The sequence below is a fragment of the Streptomyces krungchingensis genome (assembly GCF_054729265.1).
Genome location: NZ_JBPUKY010000002.1, coordinates 1028982 through 1049100 on the forward strand (window position 1 = coordinate 1028982; position 20119 = coordinate 1049100).

Sequence of the window (20119 nt, forward strand, 5' to 3'; positions counted from 1 at the left end):
CAAGGAGCTGACGTTGAACGCCACTGCGTTGAAGACCCACCGGCAAGAACCCCGGCTGGGCAGGTGCCTCCCGGAACTGTTCAAGCGGCAGGCCGAAACGCAGCCTGACGCAATCGCGGTGAGCTTCGATGACCAGGAACTCACCTATCGCGAGCTCGACCAGGCAGCCGGCCGGCTCTCCTGTTATTTGCACAGGCACGGAGTCGGGATCGACGACTGCGTCGGCCTATATGTCGAGCCCTCACTGGACTTGATGATCGGGGCTTGGGGCGTCCTGCTCGCAGGCGCCGCATATCTGCCGCTGTCCCCGGAGTATCCGGACGACCGGCTTCGATACATGCTCGAGGACAGCCGCACCAGGGTTGTCGTCACTCAGGACCATCTGGTCTCCCACCTTGCCGAACTCGCCCCGCAGGGCACCAGGGTGATCACCCTGGCCGACTCGCAGACCTGCGAGGAGGGCGGCTGCGCGGACGTGGAGCGGGAGCCGGTACCGCTGGATGCGCTCGCCTACGTCATCTACACCTCCGGCAGCACGGGCCGGCCGAAAGGCGTGATGATCGAGCACCGCAGCGTCATGTCTCAGATGCGCTGGCTTGAGGAGTGCGGCCACCTGGGCGCCGACACCGCGATTCTGCAGAAGACGCCGATGAGCTTCGACGCAGCCCAGTGGGAGATCCTCGCCCCGGCCCTCGGTGGACGCGTCGTGATGGGTGCCCCCGGCATCTTCCGTGATCCACAGGCTCTGATCAGCACGATCGTCAGGCATGAGGTCACCACGCTCCAGTGCGTGCCCACGCTGCTACAGGCGATGCTGGACACCGATTCCCTGCACCTCTGCGCCTCGCTCCGACGGGTGTTCTCCGGCGGCGAGGCACTGTCGCGCAACCTCGCCCGCGCCCTCGCGGACGAGCTGCCTCGCGTATCGCTGGTCAATCTGTACGGGCCGACGGAGTGCACCATCAACGCCACCGCATACCTGGTCGATCCCGATGCCATCGAGGACGGTCCCGGCACCATCCCGATAGGTGTGCCGGTCGACAACACCCAGTGCTACATACTCGACGAGAACCGGGCACCGGTGGGCATCGAGGAGACCGGTGAGCTCTACATCGGCGGCGTCCAGCTGGCCCGTGGCTACCTGCACCGTGCGGAGGAGACTCAGAAGCGGTTCGTCCCCTCGCCGTTCATCCCGACAGAACGGCTCTACCGCACCGGTGACCTCGCGCAGTGGAACAAGGACGGGTCGATACAGTTCGCGGGCCGGGTGGACAACCAGATCAAACTCCGCGGATACCGCGTGGAGCTCGACGAGATCTCCCTGGCGATCGAGGAGCACACCTGGGTCAAGCGGGCGGCGGCCATCGTCACCGACGATCCGCGGACAGGCTTCCAGAACCTGGTGGCCTGCATCGAGCTCAATCCCAAAGAGGCCGCCCTGATGGATCAGGGCAACGCCGGCGGCCACCATCAGTCCAAGGCCAGCAAGCTCCAGGTGAAGGCTCAGCTGTCCAACGCCGGTGTGCGCGACGCCGACGAGCTGGAGGGGCGCAGCGTACTTGAGCTTCCCGGGCGCGAGGAGACCGAGCGGCAGCGCCGCGAGACCTTCGCCCGCAAGACCTACCGCTTCTACGACGGCGGACAGGTCGAGAGGGCCGAGCTGCTGGAACTGCTGGCGCCGCGCCAGGTGGGCGGCAACTCGCGCGGTCTCGATGAGCTCACGTCCGCTGAACTCGGCAAGATCCTCCGCTGGTTCGGCCCCTTCAAAAGCGGCGAGCGGCTTCTTCCCAAGTACTCCTACGCCTCGCCCGGCGCCCTCTACGCCACGCAGCTCTATCTGGAGACCGGCGGCGTCGCCGGCCTGGAAGCCGGGATGTATTACTACCACCCGCTGGACCACACCCTCGTGCGCATCGGCCCGGCCACGGCCGGCGCCGGCAAATACCTGGAGCTCCACTTCATCGGCAAGAAGCGGGCGATAGAGCCCGTCTACAAGAACAACATCCAGGAGGTGCTGGAATTCGAGACCGGCCACATGCTGGGGGTCTTCGAGGAGATCCTGCCCGAGTACGGTCTCGGCATCCGCCCCTCGTCGTTCCACCCCGCGGTCAAGAAGGCGCTCGACGTCGCTGACGACGACTACTATCTGGGAACCTTCGAAGTCGGCTCGAACGACGGGCTACTTCAGGAGGACCCGGTCGAGATCTACCTTCAGGCGCACCCGGGACGCATCGAGGGCCTGTCCGGCGGTCAGTACCGTTACGTCGACGGCGAGCTGAAGCCCTTCTCACCCGACCTTGTGCAGCGCAAGCACGTGATCGCCATCAACCAGAAGGTCTACGAGCGCGCGGCCTTCGGAATCAGTGCCGTCAGTCGGGCCGGGCAGGAGTGGCTGCACTACATCGTTCTCGGGAAGAAGTTGCACCACCTGCAGCGCAACGGCCTCGCGCTGGGCTTCATGTCCTCGGGCTACAGCTCGAAGACCGGCAACCCGCTGCCCGCGGCGCGGCGTCTCGACGAGATCCTCCAGTCCCGTGGGGTCCAGACCGGCCCGTCGTACTTCTTCCTCGGCGGCAAGGTCAGCGACGAGCAGATCCGCAGCGAGGGCATGTACGAGGACACCGTCCACATGAAGGGCCCCGCGGAGATGGTCCGCGACGAACTCGCGGAGCTCCTGCCCGACTACATGATCCCCAACCGCGTGCTGGTGCTCGACTCGCTTCCGCTGACCGCCAACGGCAAGGTCGACGTCAAGGCGCTGGCCGCCTCCGAGCAGGTGCAGACAGCGAACACCGGCGCTGAGTTCGTCGCTCCCCGCACGGAGACCGAACTGTGGCTGGCCGGTGTCTGGGGCAAGGCGCTCAAGTACGACACGGTGTCGGTGGAGGACGAGTTCTTCGCTTCCGGCGGCAACTCGCTGACCGCCGTCGCCGTCATCAACGAGATCAACAGGGTGAAGGGCATCCAACTGCCCCTCCAAGTGCTGTTCACTGCTCCAAAGCTCGCCGATCTCGCCGCCCGGATCGACAGCGATGGCGACGGCGAAGACGAGAGTGCCTCGCGCCTTGTCCTGCTGCACAACGGCGGGACCGAACGGCCCGTGTTCGCCTGGCCGGGTCTGGGCGGCTACCCGATGAACCTCCGACTGCTCGGCCAGGAGGTGGACCTCGGCCGGCCCTTCTACGGCGTGCAGGCGCATGGCATCAACGAGCACGAGGTTCCGTATCCGACCATCCGGGAGATGGCGGCGGCCGACGTCGAGGAGATCCGGAAGGTGCAGCCGAAGGGCCCGTACCTGCTGTGGGGCTACTCCTTCGGATCACGGGTGGCGTTCGAGTCGGCGTGGCAGCTGGAGCAGGCGGGCGAGCAGGTCGAGGACCTGCTGTTGATCTGTCCGGGGAACCCGAAGGTCCGCCGGGCCGACGGTGAGGAGTACGGCCGTGAGTCCTCCTACCGCAACCCGGCCTACGTGACCATCCTGTTCTCCGTCTTCGCCGGCACCATCACAGGCCCCGAGCTTGAGCGGTGCCTGGAGGTGACCCGGGACGAGGACTCCTTCGTAGCCTTCGTGCACGCGCTGCTGCCGACCCTGGGCGAGCCGGTGATCCGCCGGATCACCCGCATCGTGAGGGAGACCTACGAATTCGACTACAGCTTCCGCGAGCTGTCCGAACGGAGGCTGAACGCGCCGGTGACCATCCTCAAGGCGACCGGCGACGACTACTCCTTCATCGAGGGGAGCTCGGGCTACTCGGCCGAGGCGCCCGCCGTGGTGACGCTGAAAGGCGACCACTACAGCGTGCTGCACGAGGCAGGGATCGCCGAACTGGTGGCGGCCATTCGCGACAGTCTCCATGCCTGACTGATCATTTCAGAACGAGGTACCGCCTTCGGGCCGGTCCCGAAGGCGCCGCCAGGCGGCCGCACCACTGCGGCCGACCTGTTCCGCCGGTAGATCCCGCCGACACACCACCCAACTGCCAGATTCCACAACGAACTTCACGCTGAAATGATCAGATGGAGGACACCGCCCCGTGACAGGGGGCCTGGCCTCTTGGACCCATCCATCCCACTCACTCAAGGAGCGTCGCCTTGCTCGATCTTCCCGCCCGTTCCGGCCCTGCTCCCAAGGTCGTCGGCCCCGCCCCGCACGGCCAGCGCTCGCAGACCGCCCCCGTGATGCTGCAGGAGGAACTGTGGGAGCGGATGCGTGCGCTGCCCTTCGTCTATATGGCGCCGACGCTGGTCTCAGTTCCCCACGCCCGGTCGCTCTTCATCCCCGAGGGCATCGGCACCGGACCCCGGGAAGCTTTCCAGGCAGGTCGTGAGTGGGGCCACATCCACCCCCACCACGACGGCAGTCTGCATCTGACCCTGACCGAACCGCTCAAGGACGACATCGAGAAGTTCGGCTGGGGCGTGCGCCATCCTGAGCAGAACACCATCCTCGTGTACGGCCCGCGTGACCGCGCCGAGCTCGAGGTCATCTGGCAGCTGGTTCAACTCTCCTACGCCTACGCGGTCGGCGAGTTGCCGTAGTGCCGCCTGCCGCGACTGCTGCCGGCCACGGGTGGGCCGACCTTGAAGAGTGCAGTGCGGCTGGGCCTGCACTGGGGGTGCCGGCTGCGGCTCGCCCTTACAGTCGGGCGGGACGACGAAGGAGGGCTTTCAGTGCACTTCGACTCTTCGGCCAGTCCGGGCCACGCCTTCAGTCGTAGATCGGGCCGTTGGCTGTGGTTCCGTGCCTCGACGGGGGCGCGTGGTGATCGGGTGGTATGTCGAGCGCGGTTGCGTATGCGCCGGCAGGGACGGGCGCCGGCCTGATGCCCGTACCGCCACCGGGCCAGTGCGGACCGTACTCGGTTCCGGTGATCCGGCCGAAGGCATCGACCGGCCACGTGGCGAGATGAAGCAACTCGGCCCAGCACGCCACCAGGATGAGTGTCACACGGTCCTGACGCGCCGTCATCGACCTGCCATATCCCGGCGCCGAGCCAGCTGTTGGCGAACGTATCCAACTCGGCCAGAGCCTTTCGGAAACGAGCAAACGAGAAAGGGAACATCATGCGGATACTGCTCATCGGAGCAACGGGCTACCTCGGTTCGGTGGTGGCAGAGCACCTGACCGACACCGGGCATGAGGTTGTGGCGCTCACCAGGACACCGGAGAACCCGGGCCGTTACACAGCGCGACACGGCGACCTGCGCGACCCCGACTCACTCACCGCCGCGGTGACACGCGACATCGACGCGGTGATCAACGCGGCCACACCGACCGGAGACGCCGCCGTCGACGCAGCCGCCATCGACGCGCTGACAGCGCCGCTGCGGGGCACCGATCGGCCCTTCGTCTACACCAGCGGTGTATGGGTGCTGGGCGCAACGGGGGAGGCGACCGCCGAGGAGAGCAGCCCGACCAACCCGATCCCGATCGTGGGATATCGACCGGAGATCGAGCGTCGCGTCCTGGCCGCGGCCGACCACGGAGTACGGGCCACCGTGCTCCGCCCCGGCATCATCCACGGGCGGGGCGGCGGCATCCCCGCACTCATGGTCGACTGGGCGCGCAAGCAAGGCGCGCCACGAGTTGTCGCGGACCCGAACGTGCGGTGGCCGATGGTGCACATCGACGACCTCGCCGACCTGTTCGGGAAGGTGGTAACGGACGCACCCGCCGGAAGCATCTGGCACGGCGTCGGCCAACCGGCCGTCCCCGTACGGGAGCTGGCCCTCGCCGCCGCAGAGGCCGCCGGTGTGCACGGGGAAGTGCAGGTCTGGCCCCTGGACCAGGCCCGGGGCGAGCTCGGCGAGCCGTTCGCCGACGCCCTGGCCCTCGATCAGTCCGTCGACGGCCGCAAGGCCCAGGACCAGCTCGGCTGGCGTCCGCAGCAACCTGACGCCGCCACCGACTTGAGCAAGGGCTCCTACCGATAGGCAAGGGCCGTACACGCCTCAAGGAGCCGGCAAGGGAACACGGCCATCGCAATTCCGGGCCTGCCGTCTGACCCCTGCGAGATCTCAGAGCCTTCCACTCTCGGCGATGTCTCAGGGTGTTCGGTCGTCAGGCCGACGCTCCAGCTGGCTCCGGCCGCCGGCTACCTGACGTGCCGCGGATGCTGTTCCAGCAAGTCCGCGACCCCCACGTACGGCAGTGGGGGTCGCGGACGAACGGACCTATTGCCTCCACCGGCTTCCTCCAAGGAGGCCCTGGCATTCCGGCCGGACGGAATCGGACTTCTGTGGAGCGGCGCGGGGACAACAGGGCCGCCGCCGGGGCGATCTGGGGTGCACCTCACGGGTGGCGGCCGTTGTGGTCGTCGTCTCCCCTCGGGCGGGCCTGGAAGCAGGGCCCATACTCGCGGTGGTCCCGGTGCCCGTCCCCGAGATCGCCACGAAGCTGCGTCGACCCGCACGCCACCGCGGCTGTGCGCCTACCTCGTGCCGTCACTCCTCAGCGGCGTACGCATGAAGGAGGCGCGGTCCCTCACCTGGGATCACGTCCGTCCACGGCACCGGCCAGGAGCGTGACCAGCTCATCGATGAGCGGGGAGTGGGCACCGGGTCTGCTGACGGCGAGGATCTCCCGGTAAAGCGGTGCGACGCCGGGCGGCAGAACCACTCTCTCGACTCCGGCGTCGTGACCTGCTCCGAGGAGCGTGGCTGGGATCAGGCCGACCGCGAGGCCCGCCTGGATCATGGCAAGCATGCTGTGCAAGTCATCAGTTTCCAGCGTCACTTGAGGCGCGAGCCCGAGCTCTCCGGCCCAGCGGTGCAGCAGACGCCGGTCGGGGTTGTGAGCGTGGCCCGAGACCCATTCCCGTTCCAGGCATTCGGACAGCTCCACTGGGCCTCGGCGCTCCGGCTCGGCACCCGTGACCAGGACCAGCGGTTCGCGCCCCAAAAGGGTGATCGTCAACGCGTCGGACGGAGCGGGCGGGTCCTCGGGCAGGTAACGGTAGGCGACGAGCAGATCCACGTCCCCCGACATCACCCTCGGCACGCCCTCGTCCGTCTCCACGACAACGAGACGGATCCGGGGACCTGGGCGGCAAGCCCTGAGCGTGGACAGGACCTGAGGGAGCAGGTAGGTCATTGCGCTCGGGTAGGTCCCGACGCGTAGTTCGGCGATCTCGCGATTCGCGATGCCGTGGGCGGCGTCCTGGAAGCGTGCCGTCGCGTCGAAGAGCGTCTCGGTCGCCTGGGCGAGGGAGCGGCCGGCCGCGGTGAGGATCAGTCGGCTGCCAGGGCGGCGGGTGATCAGTTCGACGCCCATGTCGCGTTCGAGCGCGGCAATGTGCTGGGACACCGCCGAGGGCACGTAGCCGAGCTCGGCCGCGGCCTCGGCCATCGAGCCCCGGTGCACGACGGCGAGGAAGGTGGTCAGGAGCTTCAGATCCGGCTGAGACTTCATGGTTCATGAACTTTCTCTTCGGGATCCATCGCTTTACGTGTCGCGACGTCGACGCCAGAGTAGAGGCATCGCGACGCCAGGCACTCCGTCCGACAGAAAGCCGAGACCATGGCCATCGACCTCACCGCCCTGCGAGCCCACTTCCCCTCCCTCGCCACCGGGCTCGCCTTCTTCGACGGTCCGGGCGGAACGCAGACCCCACGCCCGGTTGCCGACGCCATCACGGCGACGCTGACCGGCCCCCTGTCCAACCGGGGAACCGGCAGCCCGTCCGAGCTGAACGCCGAGCACGCCGTCGCGGACTTCCGCGCCGCCTACGCCGACCTGCTGAACGTGCCCTCGAACGGCATCGTCCACGGACGCAGCGCCACTCAGCTCACCTACGACTTCTCCCGCCACCTGGCCAAGACCTGGAACGCGGGCGACGAGATCGTCCTCAGTCGCCTCGACCACGACGCCAACGTCCGCCCCTGGATCCAGGCCGCCGAGCGCGCCGGCGTGATGGTCCGCTGGATCGAGATCGACCCGACGACCACGGAGCTCGACCTCGACTCGTACGAGCACGCCCTGACTCCCCGGACCCGGCTGGTCGCGGTCACGGCGGCCTCCAACGTGCTGGGCACCAAGCCGCCCGTCCGCCGGATCGCCGACCGCGCCCATGATGTCGGCGCTCTGGTGTACGTGGACGGTGTTCACTACGCCGCGCACCACCTCGTGGACGTACCCGCCCTCGGGGCCGACGTGTTCGTCTGCTCGCCGTACAAGTTCCTCGGACCGCACTGCGGGGTCCTCGCGGCGGCGCCCGAGTTCCTCGAAACCCTGCGTCCGGACAAGCTCGTGCCGTCCTCCGACACGGTGCCGGAGCGTTTCGAGTTCGGCACGCTGCCGTACGAGATCCTGGCGGGCGCCACCGCCGCCGTCGACTTCCTCGCCGAGCTGGACCCGGGCACGGGAGCCTCGCGCAGGGAGCGCCTCACCCGCTCCCTGGAGTCCCTGCACGAGCACGAATTGAGGCTGCGCGCCCGACTGCAGGAGGGTCTGGAGTCTCTGGGCGACGCCATCGACCTGCACTCGAAGGCCCCCGACCGCACACCGACCGTCTTGATGTCCATCGAAGGCCGCGACGCCTGCGAGGCCCAGGCACATCTGGCGGCGCGCGGCGTGGTGGCACCGGCCGGGTCGTTCTACGCCTACGAACCCTTCACCGCGCTCAAGCTCGAGGACCCCGCCCTGCGCGCGGGCCTGGCCCCCTACAACACCGGCGACGACGTGGACCGCTTCCTCGACGGGCTCGCCGGCTTTCTCTGAACTCGCCGGATCCGGCACAGCTCGTGGGTGCCCACCGGTGTACGAGCCGGACTCTGAACCTCCACGTCTTCGTCCACAGATCATCACGTGCAGCCGGGCAACGGGCTCCCCGGCCGGCTGGTCTGGCAGGGTGGACAAAGGAACCGTATCTGTGCGGCCGTGGACCCGCCCTGTTCGGTACTTCTGAGAAGGCCGCCAACCCGGTGATGCCTGCTGACCGGGAGACGTGACGGGCGCTGCGGGGCACGCATGCGCAGCACATGGAGGACGCCGATGAACTCACGCCGAACCACACACGTCCGTGGCCTGGTGCTGACCCTCGCGGTCGGCCTGTCCATGATGGCGTGCACGGGTGCCGATCCCGGTGAAACCGGGCACGGCGCCAACGGCAAGGGGTACGGCGCGTCTCCGGCCGGGTGGTGTGTGAAGGGCGCGCCGGATGCCTCAACCGGTGCCGGCAAGCACCGCCGTGGCCCGCTCCATGACGACTTCAACGGCGACGGCTACTCCGATGTCGCCTTTCCCGTTCCGCACGGCGACCTCGGTCGCAGGAAGGCCCATCGAAAGCCCGGCTATGTGGCTGTCGTGTACGGCTCGTCGCACGGTCTGCGGATCTCGTCCAAGCAGATCTTCGACCAGGACAAGCCCGGGGTGCCGGGGATCAGCGAACTGGGTGATTACTACGGCAGTTCCGTGACCACCGCGGACCTCGACCAGGACGGGTACGCCGATCTGATCGTCGGGTCTCGCGAGAACGGGCACGACGAGGCGTACGGCAGCGGCGGCTACGAGGATGGACATCTACGCCGCTATTACTGGCAGGGTTCCCTCTCGGTCATCTGGGGAGGCCGACACGGGCTGTCCGGCTCGGTCACGCTGCCCAGCCGCGCCACGTCCCACGACGGTGTCGGTTCGCTCACTGTGGCGGGGGACTTCAACGACGACGGTGCGCCGGATGTGGCAACCGAAGTTCGGGGTGGCGACCTGCGCATCCTGTCCGGGCCGTTCCGGCATGACGGTACGCCAGTCGGTGGCGTACGCGACGTGAAGGGTCCGCGCGACGCTGGGATGAGGGACCTGGCGACCGGCGACGTGAACGGTGACGGCATCGCCGACCTGGTGTCAGTGGGCGAGACGGAGAGCGGGAGCACGAGCCGAAGCGACGTCTTCTACTGGAAGGGCACCCATGACGGCCTGACCTCGGGTGTCGCCCTGGGCAGGATTCACGGTCCTCAGGATGCTGGTAGCGCGGTGGCTCTCGGGGACGTGAACGGTGACGGTTACGCCGACATCGTCACCAACGCCTTCTTCGAGTTCGTGTCCGTTGACAGTGGTGGCAGCGGGGTGGAGGAGCAGGAGTACGCCAGGAAACACCGTCTGCCGCATCTCAAGAGTGGCGCGGTCATCTTCGTGCCGGGCGGCAAGAGCGGCCCCGACGTCTGGAAGATGACGATGCTCAACCAGGACAGTCCCGGGATACCCGGCGTCGCCCATGAGGATTCTGGAGCTGACGAGGAGGGCGGGACCGAGTACTTCGGATCCGGCGTCTCCGTGGGCGACATCGACGGTGACGGGTATGCGGACGTGTCCGTCGGGATACCTCAGAAGGAGGTCGGCGGCGCATCCGGTGCGGGCAGTGTCCTCACGATGCGGGGTACCGCGCACGGCCTGACCGGAAAGGGCGCGCAGGTTTTCACCCAGGACACCAAGGGTGTGCCCGGTGTCGCTCAGGACGCCGACGCGTTCGGGGCGGCGACCAAGATCCTCGACACTGACGGCGATGGTCATGCCGACCTGCTCGCTGGGGGTGAGGTCGCTCCGGATGGCACCCCGCACGGCGCTCGCGGCGCGGTCTGGGTGTTTCCGTCGACGGCGTGCGGGGTGACCCCGAAAGGCTCGTTCGTCATCGGGCCCAGCACCCTGGGCGCCCCCAAACAGTTCAATTCCGCGCTGGGCGCGGACTTCAACTCCTGACCGGGTGATCCGTCATCGTGGCACGGCCGTGTTCCTACGAAAGGGCCAGTTCTAGAGAATCAAGTCTCTGAACTGGCCGCAATGCCGCCGAGCGAGCTGAGGGGTTGAGGATCATCGACTTCCGCTCCCCGCCCTAAAGAGCGGGAGTTGCTCTCAGCTCTACCCGACGACGGCGCGACCGCGTCGCCTACACGCCAAGCCGTCGTCGGGTCTGACCAGCAGAGGGATGCTGGCCGGCGCGCGTGCGGATCGTATGGTCCCGAGGCAGCGACCGGGCGCCTTCCGGAGGCGGGACCCGACCACGGCCCTGTGTGGAGCGCAGCTCAGTTGGGGGAGGGGTAGCCCGTTGTCATGGGGCCTGCTGCTGCGTCGAACATCGCTGCTGGCGAGGCGCTCAGACCGAGCGCGGTGGGGGCGTCCGGCAACCCGGCGCCGACGCGGAGCGGCTCGGTGACGGGAAGCGGGCGGCTGGCACCGCGGAGCAGGTCCATCAGGTGCTCGGTGCGGGCAGCGCTGCGAGGGTGCGGCGTCGCACGCAGATGCTCGTGGTGTGCGAGCAACAGCGCGGCAAGGCCGGTGAGATGGGCCGCTGCGACGGCGGTACCCTCAGCGACCGTGTAGGTGGCACCGAGCGCTGTTGTGACGACCGCGGTGCCGGGCGCGGTGAGGTCGACGCCGGGCCCGGTGGGTGTGAAGGGCGCCGGATACGGACCGGGCCACGGAGGCTGGGTGGACGCCGCCGGGCTGTCCGGCGGGTAGGTTCCGGTGTGCGAGAGCGCGCCCGTGGCCAGCACGGTGGGCAGCGCGGCGAGCGGGCTCAGCGCACCTGCGGTGTCGCCCGCTGGGGCGATGACGGCGATGCCTGCCGCGTGTGCGTCCATCAGCTTCCATGCTGCCAGCTGCGAGGGCTGGTCATAGGTGATGTTGATCTGGGCCACGTCGATGTCATGGGAGATGCAGTAGTCCATGGCGCGCAGCAGGTCGGAGACTCGGCCGCCGGGAAACAGCTTGAGGGCGTACACCGTGGCGTCCGCGGCGATTCCGGTGACCCCGGTGCGGTTGTCGGCCGCGGCGATGACGCCCGCGCAGCGGGTGCCGTGCCCGGTGGCGTCCGTGCGCCAGCCTGCGTTGTCGGCGGCTGGGGTGAAATCGGCGCCGGAGCGGACGGTGTCTTTCAGGTCCGGGTGCGCGGTGTCCACCCCCGAGTCCAGCAGGGCCACGGAGACGCCGTGGCCGCGGTAGGTCGGGGGGATCTCGTGCAGGCGCATGGCGTGCCAGCCCCAGCCGGTGAGCGGTTGGTCCGGGAAGCCGTCGAAGGTCTCGGCCAGGGAGCGGACCACCACCTCCACCTCGGTGCCGGACAAAGCGTCCTCGTCGGGGAACGGGCGGCCGACGTGCACCGGCCAGTGGTCGCTCGCTGAGCGTACGTACAGGGAGCGGACGGTGGCTGGGATGTCGGCTGGCAGCATGAGCTGCGCCCGGCCGTCGGCACCTGTGACCGCGTACGCCGTCGAACCGGTGCCCGTCGCCCACACCTGCGCGTCCGGCACGCCCTGACCGCGACAGGTCACCCACACCGTGACGCGCGACGGCTCTTGGAGCGTAACCCCCATCGCCGGGTCCACAGCCGGGACGGCCGGCCGAGCCGAGGGGGCCGGGGCGTAGGCGAGCGGCTGGTCGGCCTCGACCACCACCTGAGGGTTGGCGCCCAGCACCCGGGCGCGCTCGTGGGGCATCGTCACCACGGCCACCGGCGGGCACACGGGGTGGGGCTCGGCCATCGCCTCCAGGCCGCGGGAGCGGGTGGGGTGCACCTGCGCCACCACTTCCACCTCCGGGTCCTCCTCGAGCAGCGTGAACAGCGCCGAGGCCTCAACGGGTGGCACGCCGGCGGTCAGCCAGGAGGCCGACCGGGGGGCCACCAGGTACTGGCCCCAGCCGGCGCGAACCGGGTGCCCCGCGTGTGCCATCCCCATGTCGTGCTCTGCGCCATGTTGCGTCCCGCCCGGTCTGTTTGCCCTGCCGGCTTCCGGTCCGGCACCGGGCTTGCCGCCGCCCCTGGCGCCGCCGCGTCCCTTCGCGGTGCCGCCGCTGCCTTGCTGCTCACTCATCACGTTCCGCCTTCACCGATCACCCTGTGTTGGACCTACCGCGCCATTGCCGCGCCCGGACGGCCCGGCCGGCCGGGGCAGCCCGCGACGAGCACCCAGGCCGACCGGGAAACCGGTCACATGCCGAGCGGCATCTGACCGAGGTGCTGCCCGTACGGCGACTGCCCGTACTGAGACTGGCCGTTCTGGAACTGGCCGTACTGCTGGCCGTACTGCTGGCCGTACTGACCGAACGGGGAGTGGCCCTGGGTGATCTGGTTCAGGGCGCTGTGGACGACCGGTGCGATGCGGCGGGCGCACTCAGTGAGCACGCTGCTCCAGGCGTGCGGAGGAATCTGGCCCGGCGCCTGGATGCCCATCATGACCTGCGGGTCCATGCGCACCTGCTCGACCATCGCGTTGACCGCCACGGCCGCACAGCGCAGCGACAGCTCAGTCACCAGCAGCGGCAGCTGCTGCTGACCCTGCCCGATGCCGGGCTGACCGAAGTGCTGCTGTCCGTAGCCCTGCTGGCCTGCCCACGGCTGCGGCTGCTGCTGACCGGACTGCTGCCAGTGCGGCTGCTGCAGCTGCTGACCGTACTGCTGGGGGGTGTAGACCGACATCAAGCTCCTCCTTGAGCTGTGACGGGAAGGGGTGAGACGGCGGCTCAGCCAAGTGCGCTGTCAGAACGGGTCCGCCGCCATGCGCAGCAAACCATCCTCGAACGAAAAGCGCTTCTCGGGACATATCTCAACCAGAGGGTGTGTGGCACCTGAGCTGCAGCAATCTCGCGTGGTGGCCTCACCCGGACGGTAGACGCCGTCCAGGATGTGTCTCGGCATTGAACGGAGTTTCCAGTGCTTCCGGGCGTTCGTGCCGTCCTCGGCCCGCCTCTCGCGCACATGCAGCTCCGAAGTCGTCGATGCGCTCTCTCGGACTTGTTCTGCAATCAGCGATGTCGGGCGACCGGGTGGACCTGTGCGCCTCCCTGTGTGGCACGCAGCGCGGGGCGCAGGTGGCGGGGCATGGTCTAGGTACAGATGCGTTCTGAGAGGAGGAGCACGGCATGGGCAGGTCGTGCTCGGGCGGCACCGAAGGCGCCGCGGAGGGTAAGGCGCGGTTCGACGACATCTACGACAGGCCGGACCCTCGCGCGTACTTCGGGCGCCTGGCCCCGTTGGAGTACGAGATCCCGCACCACGCCCAACGGGTCTTCCGGCAGGTCGCAACCGAACGCGCCGCCTTCGACGACGGCCGCCCCCGCAAGTCGGCAGTGCTGGACGTCTGCTGCTCGTACGGGATCAATGCCGCGCTGCTCAACCACGACGTCACGCTGGCGCAGTTGTACGAGCGGTACACCTCCCCTGCATGTCAGGCGATGTCGTCGGCGGAACTTGCCGCGCGCGACAAGGAGTTCTATGCCAAGCGGCGCCGACCGGACGCAGTTCCGGTGTTCGGCCTGGATGTCGCGGCACCCGCGGGGCACTATGCGGTTGAGGTGGGGCTCCTGGATGACGCCTTCAGCGACGACCTGGAACAGGCGTCACCCAGCCCCAGGCTGATGCGCGCGCTTTCCGAGGTCGGCCTCATCACACTGACAGGCGGAGGCAGTTATGTCACTGCCCGAACGTTCGCGGCACTGCTGGACAGTGCCCGGAGACCGGTGTGGGTCAGCGCGTTTGTGCTGCGGACGGTGTCGTACGACCCCATCGTGCGGACATTGGCCGCCCACGGCCTGGGCACCACCGTCGACGCCTCCCGCACTTATCCGCAACGCCTCTTCGCGGACGAGCGGGAACAGCAGTATGCGATCGCGGCGGTACGAGTGCTCGGTATCGACCCTACTGGGCGCGAGGACACCGGTCGTTTCCACAGCCTGCGCTATGAGTCCCGACCCGATGCACCGTGACGCCTTCTCCATACTGGTTCAGCCCGGAATTGCGCCACGCGTAGGGCATCTGCCTGAATGCGCGGACCTTTGGCACCCGGAGACCGTTCGGCGAGGGGCATGAACGTCTCCAAGGGGACACGTCGTAGTCTCCGCGTTTGCAAGCTGCGGCTGGCGTGGACGGGGCTCGCGGGAGGAACGGCCCGCCGAATTTCGGGGCAGGGCTGACTGTCGCGCGCGTTCTTGTGGTCACGTGCGCCGCGCCCGTGGATGCTCACGCGTCGGGCGCCTCGCCTGGTCCGTTGCGCCGTTCACGTTGGGGCACCACCGTGTACCGGGGGTCGTGCGCGGAGGCGATGCCCGCGGCGAACACACCGAGACGGGTGCACACCGAGCCGGCGAGCAGCGCGAGGCCGGCCACCGCCGCGGCCTCGTGGCGGCGTCCGAGCACGGCGGCGAGGGCGCTCCCGGCCGTGAGGACACGTGCGGCACGGAGCAGGTAGCCCGCCCGGCCCTGTCTCCACGTCTCGGCGACGATGCCCAGCCGCCGTTCGGCGGCCGACGACACGGCCAGATCCGCGACCGCGGCAAGGCAGGCCGCGCAGCGCGCGGGGGCGTTCTCCCGGGCCGGCCCGGTCACGAGTGCCATGCCCGCCGCCGCGGCGGTCGCCGAGGCGGCGAAGAGGTAGGGCAGTTCGCGATGGACGTCGTGCCAGGCGGGCACAGCGGTGTCGGCCGCCAGCCCCGTGGTGTACGTCGCCACCACGGGGCCCAGCAGCGCGGCGGCCCCGGTCCGCCCGACCTGCCCTACGCCGGACGCATCTGCAACGCCCGCTACAACATCACGATGCTCGATCCCGCCCTGCTCAGTCAGGTGGCCGACTCGACCGGACCGCTCTACCGGCCGGTCCGGCTGACCGGGCACCGCCCGCACTCGCCCGCGGCCGCCCGACAACTGGCCCACGCCATCCGCTACCTGCGTGACCACGTCCTCGCGGACCCGGCCATCGCCGACCAGCCCCTGCTGACCTCCACGGCCACCCAGCACCTGGCAGCAAGCGTTCTGGCCACGTACCCCAATACCGCGCTCACCGACGACACCGCAACCGACCGGCAGGACGCCCACCCGGCAATGCTGCGCCGGGCACTCGCTTACATGGACAACCACGCCGACCAGCCGATCACCATCGCGGAGATCGCCGCGGCTGCCCACGTCACCACCCGCGCCCTGCAATACGCCTTCAGACGCCACCTCGCCACCACCCCGCTCGCCCATCTCCGTCGGGTGCGGCTGGTGCAAGCCCATCGCGACCTGGTGACCGCCGACCCTGGCGGAAGCGACACCGTCACCGAGATCGCCAACCGCTGGGGCTTCCACCATCCAGGCAGATTCGCCACCCTCTACCGGAACGCCTACCGGCGCGCTCCCCACCAGACGCTGCACGGGGACTGAGTCGACCGGCGAAGGGCGCCGTGCGCGCAGTGGGAGCTGCAGCCGGAGCCGGGCCGAGGCGGCGGTGGCCGTCCGTGAAGCCCGCTCAAGCCGTTATCGGCCACAATGCGTCGCAGAGAGCGATGCGCGGATGGCCCGCTTCGAGTGCCGTTTTCGCCCATGATGCTCCGTTCCGCGGCCGAGCCGGGAACGCGTCGACCAGCTGCGTAGGGGTACTCGCCCTGAATACGCGTAGAGGGGATATAGCGGCGCGAATCACTGAATCGTTCAATGGGTGACCAGGCGATGACTACGAAGACCGACAGGAAGTCCGGGAAGACGGCCGGTCCCACAGACAAAGCAGTTGTGCGCGCGCTGCTCGGCCGCCAGCAACGCACATATACATCGCAGGCCGGCATCAGACTGCGCAACACGCCGGCGCCCTTGTACCAGACGCTCGTGCTTGCCGTACTCCTCAGCGCCCGCATCAGAGCCGACGTCGCGGTGGCAGCGGCCAATGCGCTCTTCGACGCAGGAATGCGCGATGCCCGGTCCATGGCGCGGGCATCCTGGCAACAGCGAGTCGGCGCACTCGGAGAAGGCGGCTATCGACGCCACGACGAGCGAACCGCCACCATGCTCGGCCATGGAGCCGAACTACTCCTGCAACGCTACGGCGGCGACCTGCGCCGATTGCGCGACGAACCCGATCCGAAAGAGGCCCTGTTGGACATTCCCGGGATCGGTCCTACGGGGGCCGACATCTTTCTACGGGCTGTGCAAGGCGTGTGGCCGGAGTTCGCACCCTACGTCGACCGCAAGGTCATGGACGGTGCTCGACGGCTCGGACTGCCGACCTCGGCCGAGAAGCTGGGCACCCTCGTCACTAGCCGTGAAATGCCGCGGTTGGCTGACGGCCTGGTTCACGCGGCCCTCGACAAGCCGCTGGCCGACGACGTCCTCGCCGCCGCCAGCGGAGCCTGACGAACTGCCGATGGCGCCGTCCATCGACCGCACCCGCGAAGGCTGCGGACACCTCGGCAGCGGAGTCGGGACAGGCCGGGCAGTACCCTGTCTGGCGACAGGGCAATTCCCGGGCTCACCGAGGCGCCATACACACGGGGTGACGGGCCGGGGCAGAGTGTTTTTGAAGGCAGGGGGCGCCCTGCCGGAGTGATCCGCCGCCGGGATTGACCCGCAGTACCAGCGAGCCACCGCCATCGGGCGGCGGTCGACCAGGCCGGGCGATCTTGGTCGACACCGTGCTGCGCAGTGAATATGCCGATGCGCTGGCGGCCGACGACGACGAACCCGAAAATAGCGCCGCAGCGACCCAGCGGCCGAGAGTAGCTGCGCAAGGCTTTGCGCAGACGAACGAGCCGGACCTTCACGCCCCACTCAGGGCGATGCCAACCATGCGCGGACGCGAGCAGCACGCGACCGTCTCGCGACCTGCTGGCTCTCCACTCGAGTGGAAGCATGGACTCGGGTCTGCTGCAGGTTTGGGTGACAGGTTCGGTCACGCGACCTGGAGGGCCGGTGTGGTCATGAGGGTCTCGAATTCGATGGGGGTCAGCCGGCCGAGCGAGGCTTGTCTGCGGCGCCGGTGGTAGGTCCTCTCGATCCAGGTCACGATCGCGATCCGCAGTTCCTCTCGGGTGGCCCACGATCGGCGGTCGAGGACGTTCTTCTGCAGCAGACTGAAGAAAGACTCCATGGCGGCGTTGTCGCCTGCCGTCCCGACTCTCCCTATCGAACCGGTGATCCGGTGCCGGTCGAGCGCCCGGACGAACTTCCGGGACCGGAACTGGGCGAGTTCAACTGGTCGATGCAACACCGGCGTGTTGAAGCGAGCGTAGTTGTTCCTCGAAGACTTCAGCGGGTGTCTGCCACCCGAGGATCTTTCGTGGCCGGTTGTTGAGCGTGTGAGCGACGGCCTCGAGATCGTCAGCGGACCAGCGCGACAGGTCGGTGCCTGCGGCATCGGCTTCCTCGGTCGTCCCAACCCACACCTCCGTGATCAAGGTGTTGCGACGACCAGTTGAATCCGCCCTGCGATCCGCGATCGCTGTGCAGGATGCACCCGTCGACGTCTCCGCGTCGGGCAACAGCGTTGTTCAGGGCTGCGACGGCCAGACGGGACTTCATCCGCGTGTCAATCGAGTAGCCGACGATCCTCTTGCTGAAGACGTGCTTGACCGCGCAGAGATACAACTTGCCTTCACCGGTGGCGTGTTCGGTGATGTCGGCGAGCCACAGCCGGTTCGGGCCGGTCGCGGTGAAGTCACGGCGGACGAGGTCGTCGTGCACGGGCGGGCCGGCCTTCTTGGTTCTGCCGCGCTTCTTGCCGAACACGCTCCACCAGCGGTTGTCCCGGCAGATCCGCCACGCGGTCCGGTCGGCCATGCCCGATCCCGCGCTGCGGGCTTCGTCGGCCAGGAACCGGTAGCCGAACTCCGGATCCTCGCGGTGAGCGTCGAACAACGCGTTCGCGCGTGTGGCCTGTTCGAACTCGGCATCGCTCACCGGCCGCTCCAGCCAACGGTAGTAGGGCTGGCGGGCAAGCTTCAGGACCCTGCACGTGACCGTGACGGGGATTCCGCCCGTGGCCAGCTCCTTCACGAGCGGGTAGATCCTTTTCCCGGCAGATGTGCCTGTGACAGGTAGGCCGCGGCCCGGCGCAGGACCTCATTCTCCTGCTCCAGCAGCTTGATCCGCCGACGCGCTTCCCGCAGTTCCGCGCTCTCCTGGCTGGTCGTTCCGGGCCTGGTCCCGTCGTCGATGTCCGCGCGGCGCATCCATTTCCACAGCGTCATCGCGTGGACTCCGAAGTCGGCGGCCACCTGCTCGACCGTCACACCCGGGCCGCGGTTCCTCGCGACCCGCACAACGTCCTCGCGGAACTCCTCGGGATATGGCTTGGGCACAGCGACATCCTTCCCACCCGCCCCACAGGGCAAGCCAGTTCAGATGTCACCCGATCGTGCAGCAGACCCATCTGCCTTGATACGGCAACCGAGTGGATCGAAGGCAGGGGCGCGCTGGTCATCTCAGAACCAGCCGTCGTCGCACTCCTGGTCAGCGTGCTTTTGGAACTCCTCGACAGTCATGGGCCGGCCGCTAACCCAGACCTGGCCCCGTTCCAGTCGCGCCAGGTCGGCTGTGGTGAAGTAGACAACGCCGCGGTAGCTGACGACGCCACCAGAGGCCACGATGAAGTCGACCGAGTAGCCGTGGGTCACTTCAAGCCGCTGGTCACCCAGCGGGGTCGGGTCGCCTATCCAGCCGTCGGGCGTGTGAAACAGCTGGATCTCCTCCGGGCCTTGGACGGACCGGGGTGATCTCACCCGCCAGGACGTGAGATCCTCCACGGGGCCATCGGGGTTGTCGCGGATGACCGAACCCAGTACCTCAATGGAAGCCACACGGTCTTCCCCGCAAGGCCGCAGCGAGGCGATGGCGCCGCTTTCCGCTGTGGGGCGGATGCCGATGAGTTCCCGCTCCGGCGGGGAGCAGGAGGCCAGCGTGAATGCGGCCAGTGTTGTGGTCGCGGCCGTCGCCAGTGTGCTGGCCCAGCGTCTGTGCACACGCATTCCCATGGGCTGCCATCATAGAAGCCGTCGGTCACGGGCCGATCACGTTCGGGATGCGCCGGGGAAGAGGGAGCGCGACCAGACCGGTCGAAGTCAGCCTTTGGTTCACCGCCCCCGCGAGTGGAGGCACCACGATCACTCGACACTTCGACGAGGGGGGTCTTGCTTCTCGCTGGACTCGACAGCCGCGAGCTGCCAAGAGATTCTTCCTCCGTGCCCCCGGACCGACCAACTCACCTGAACGAGCGTGTTGTTCGAGGGCTACCGATCACGCGAGCGGATAGAGAACGGCCAATAGGCCGACGGACCTGTGGCGTGTCCGGGTGGGGCGGAACCTTTTCCGCAAGCGAGTTCCGACAGCGTGACTGCGAGGGCCTGATCGCAAGATTAGAGCCCAAGGCCATAGCCAGGTGTGACCGC

Annotated in this window: 14 protein-coding genes and 3 pseudogenes; 8 read left to right on the forward strand and 9 right to left on the reverse strand. The window is 68.3% G+C overall.

The genetic code is table 11. The features are described from left to right. Positions 1 to 13: 13 nt before the first annotated feature. The 3 genes from ACSYGO_RS45325 to ACSYGO_RS45335 all read left to right on the forward strand — a co-directional run bounded on the left by ACSYGO_RS45325 (position 14) and on the right by ACSYGO_RS45335 (position 5934). Positions 14 to 3862, forward strand: a complete 3849-nt coding sequence (locus ACSYGO_RS45325; protein ID WP_460390334.1) for an amino acid adenylation domain-containing protein — start codon at positions 14 to 16, stop codon at positions 3860 to 3862. Between the two features lie 230 nt (positions 3863 to 4092). Beyond that, complete coding sequence (locus ACSYGO_RS45330) at positions 4093 to 4539, forward strand: luciferase domain-containing protein (RefSeq protein WP_426678941.1); 447 nt, start codon at positions 4093 to 4095, stop codon at positions 4537 to 4539. Positions 4540 to 5064: 525 nt separating this feature from the next. Next, positions 5065 to 5934 (forward strand): NAD-dependent epimerase/dehydratase family protein, encoded by an 870-nt coding sequence (locus tag ACSYGO_RS45335; protein WP_435221922.1) that lies wholly within the window; start codon positions 5065 to 5067, stop codon positions 5932 to 5934. A gap of 550 nt (positions 5935 to 6484) precedes the next feature. Here ACSYGO_RS45335 and ACSYGO_RS45340 read toward each other — a convergent pair. Beyond that, positions 6485 to 7411, reverse strand: coding sequence for a LysR family transcriptional regulator (locus tag ACSYGO_RS45340; RefSeq protein ID WP_460390335.1), 927 nt, complete (start codon positions 7409 to 7411; stop codon positions 6485 to 6487). A gap of 108 nt (positions 7412 to 7519) precedes the next feature. Between ACSYGO_RS45340 and ACSYGO_RS45345 the strand changes: the two genes are divergently transcribed. Together ACSYGO_RS45345 and ACSYGO_RS45350 are read left to right on the forward strand one after the other, a co-directional pair. Then, entirely contained in the window at positions 7520 to 8719 is a 1200-nt protein-coding gene (locus ACSYGO_RS45345; protein ID WP_426678937.1) for a cysteine desulfurase-like protein, read from the forward strand. Positions 8720 to 8992: 273 nt separating this feature from the next. Then, a complete protein-coding gene (locus tag ACSYGO_RS45350; RefSeq protein ID WP_460390337.1) occupies positions 8993 to 10693 on the forward strand; it encodes an FG-GAP and VCBS repeat-containing protein in 1701 nt (566 codons plus the stop codon). A gap of 323 nt (positions 10694 to 11016) precedes the next feature. On the opposite strand, the gene ACSYGO_RS45355 is transcribed toward ACSYGO_RS45350, so the two are convergent. Further along, positions 11017 to 12669, reverse strand: coding sequence for a S8 family serine peptidase (locus ACSYGO_RS45355; protein WP_460390338.1), 1653 nt, complete (start codon positions 12667 to 12669; stop codon positions 11017 to 11019). 251 nt (positions 12670 to 12920) lie between these two features. Continuing rightward, complete coding sequence (locus ACSYGO_RS45360; RefSeq protein ID WP_460390339.1) at positions 12921 to 13409, reverse strand: hypothetical protein; 489 nt, start codon at positions 13407 to 13409, stop codon at positions 12921 to 12923. 443 nt (positions 13410 to 13852) lie between these two features. Between ACSYGO_RS45360 and ACSYGO_RS45365 the strand changes: the two genes are divergently transcribed. Further along, positions 13853 to 14695, forward strand: a complete 843-nt coding sequence (locus ACSYGO_RS45365) for a hypothetical protein (RefSeq protein ID WP_460390340.1) — start codon at positions 13853 to 13855, stop codon at positions 14693 to 14695. A 253-nt stretch (positions 14696 to 14948) separates the two neighbouring features. On the opposite strand, the pseudogene ACSYGO_RS45370 reads toward ACSYGO_RS45365, so the two are convergent. After that, positions 14949 to 15509, reverse strand: a pseudogene (locus ACSYGO_RS45370) (NrfD/PsrC family molybdoenzyme membrane anchor subunit); the annotation flags it as partial. Positions 15510 to 15521: 12 nt separating this feature from the next. Here ACSYGO_RS45370 and ACSYGO_RS45375 point away from each other — a divergent pair. Together ACSYGO_RS45375 and ACSYGO_RS45380 are read left to right on the forward strand one after the other, a co-directional pair. Continuing rightward, positions 15522 to 16127, forward strand: coding sequence for a helix-turn-helix transcriptional regulator (locus ACSYGO_RS45375; RefSeq protein WP_460390341.1), 606 nt, complete (start codon positions 15522 to 15524; stop codon positions 16125 to 16127). 285 nt (positions 16128 to 16412) lie between these two features. Next, a complete protein-coding gene (locus tag ACSYGO_RS45380) occupies positions 16413 to 17090 on the forward strand; it encodes an HhH-GDP family DNA glycosylase (RefSeq protein WP_426678931.1) in 678 nt (225 codons plus the stop codon). A 535-nt stretch (positions 17091 to 17625) separates the two neighbouring features. On the opposite strand, the pseudogene ACSYGO_RS45385 reads toward ACSYGO_RS45380, so the two are convergent. From ACSYGO_RS45385 to ACSYGO_RS45405, 5 genes and pseudogenes are all read right to left on the reverse strand, one after another. Beyond that, positions 17626 to 17916 (reverse strand): annotated as a pseudogene (locus ACSYGO_RS45385) (integrase core domain-containing protein); the annotation flags it as partial. A 7-nt stretch (positions 17917 to 17923) separates the two neighbouring features. Beyond that, a pseudogene (locus tag ACSYGO_RS45390) lies at positions 17924 to 18082 on the reverse strand (IS30 family transposase); the annotation flags it as partial. Beyond that, positions 18054 to 18512: a DDE-type integrase/transposase/recombinase gene (locus ACSYGO_RS45395; protein WP_460390436.1), complete on the reverse strand. Its 459-nt coding sequence runs from the start codon at positions 18510 to 18512 to the stop codon at positions 18054 to 18056. The pseudogene ACSYGO_RS45390 and the gene ACSYGO_RS45395, both read right to left, overlap by 29 nt. 212 nt (positions 18513 to 18724) lie before the next feature. Then, positions 18725 to 19033, reverse strand: a complete 309-nt coding sequence (locus ACSYGO_RS45400) for a transposase (protein ID WP_426678930.1) — start codon at positions 19031 to 19033, stop codon at positions 18725 to 18727. A gap of 123 nt (positions 19034 to 19156) precedes the next feature. Further along, the gene (locus ACSYGO_RS45405) at positions 19157 to 19705 is read right to left on the reverse strand and encodes a hypothetical protein (protein ID WP_460390342.1); all 549 of its coding nucleotides are present in this window, start codon (positions 19703 to 19705) and stop codon (positions 19157 to 19159) included. Positions 19706 to 20119: the final 414 nt, after the last annotated feature.

What these genes read in the sequence shown, in the direction of transcription:
- ACSYGO_RS45335 (WP_435221922.1), top strand. Translation starts at nt 5,065, where the DNA reads ATGCGGATACTGCTCATCGGAGCAACGGGCTACCTCGGTTCGGTGGTG.
- ACSYGO_RS45340 (WP_460390335.1), bottom strand. Translation starts at nt 7,411, where the DNA reads ATGAAGTCTCAGCCGGATCTGAAGCTCCTGACCACCTTCCTCGCCGTC.
- ACSYGO_RS45345 (WP_426678937.1), top strand. Translation starts at nt 7,520, where the DNA reads ATGGCCATCGACCTCACCGCCCTGCGAGCCCACTTCCCCTCCCTCGCC.
- ACSYGO_RS45350 (WP_460390337.1), top strand. Translation starts at nt 8,993, where the DNA reads ATGAACTCACGCCGAACCACACACGTCCGTGGCCTGGTGCTGACCCTC.
- ACSYGO_RS45355 (WP_460390338.1), bottom strand. Translation starts at nt 12,669, where the DNA reads ATGGGGATGGCACACGCGGGGCACCCGGTTCGCGCCGGCTGGGGCCAG.
- ACSYGO_RS45360 (WP_460390339.1), bottom strand. Translation starts at nt 13,409, where the DNA reads ATGTCGGTCTACACCCCCCAGCAGTACGGTCAGCAGCTGCAGCAGCCG.
- ACSYGO_RS45365 (WP_460390340.1), top strand. Translation starts at nt 13,853, where the DNA reads ATGGGCAGGTCGTGCTCGGGCGGCACCGAAGGCGCCGCGGAGGGTAAG.
- ACSYGO_RS45375 (WP_460390341.1), top strand. Translation starts at nt 15,522, where the DNA reads ATGCTCGATCCCGCCCTGCTCAGTCAGGTGGCCGACTCGACCGGACCG.
- ACSYGO_RS45380 (WP_426678931.1), top strand. Translation starts at nt 16,413, where the DNA reads ATGACTACGAAGACCGACAGGAAGTCCGGGAAGACGGCCGGTCCCACA.
- ACSYGO_RS45395 (WP_460390436.1), bottom strand. Translation starts at nt 18,512, where the DNA reads ATGGCCGACCGGACCGCGTGGCGGATCTGCCGGGACAACCGCTGGTGG.
- ACSYGO_RS45405 (WP_460390342.1), bottom strand. Translation starts at nt 19,705, where the DNA reads ATGGGAATGCGTGTGCACAGACGCTGGGCCAGCACACTGGCGACGGCC.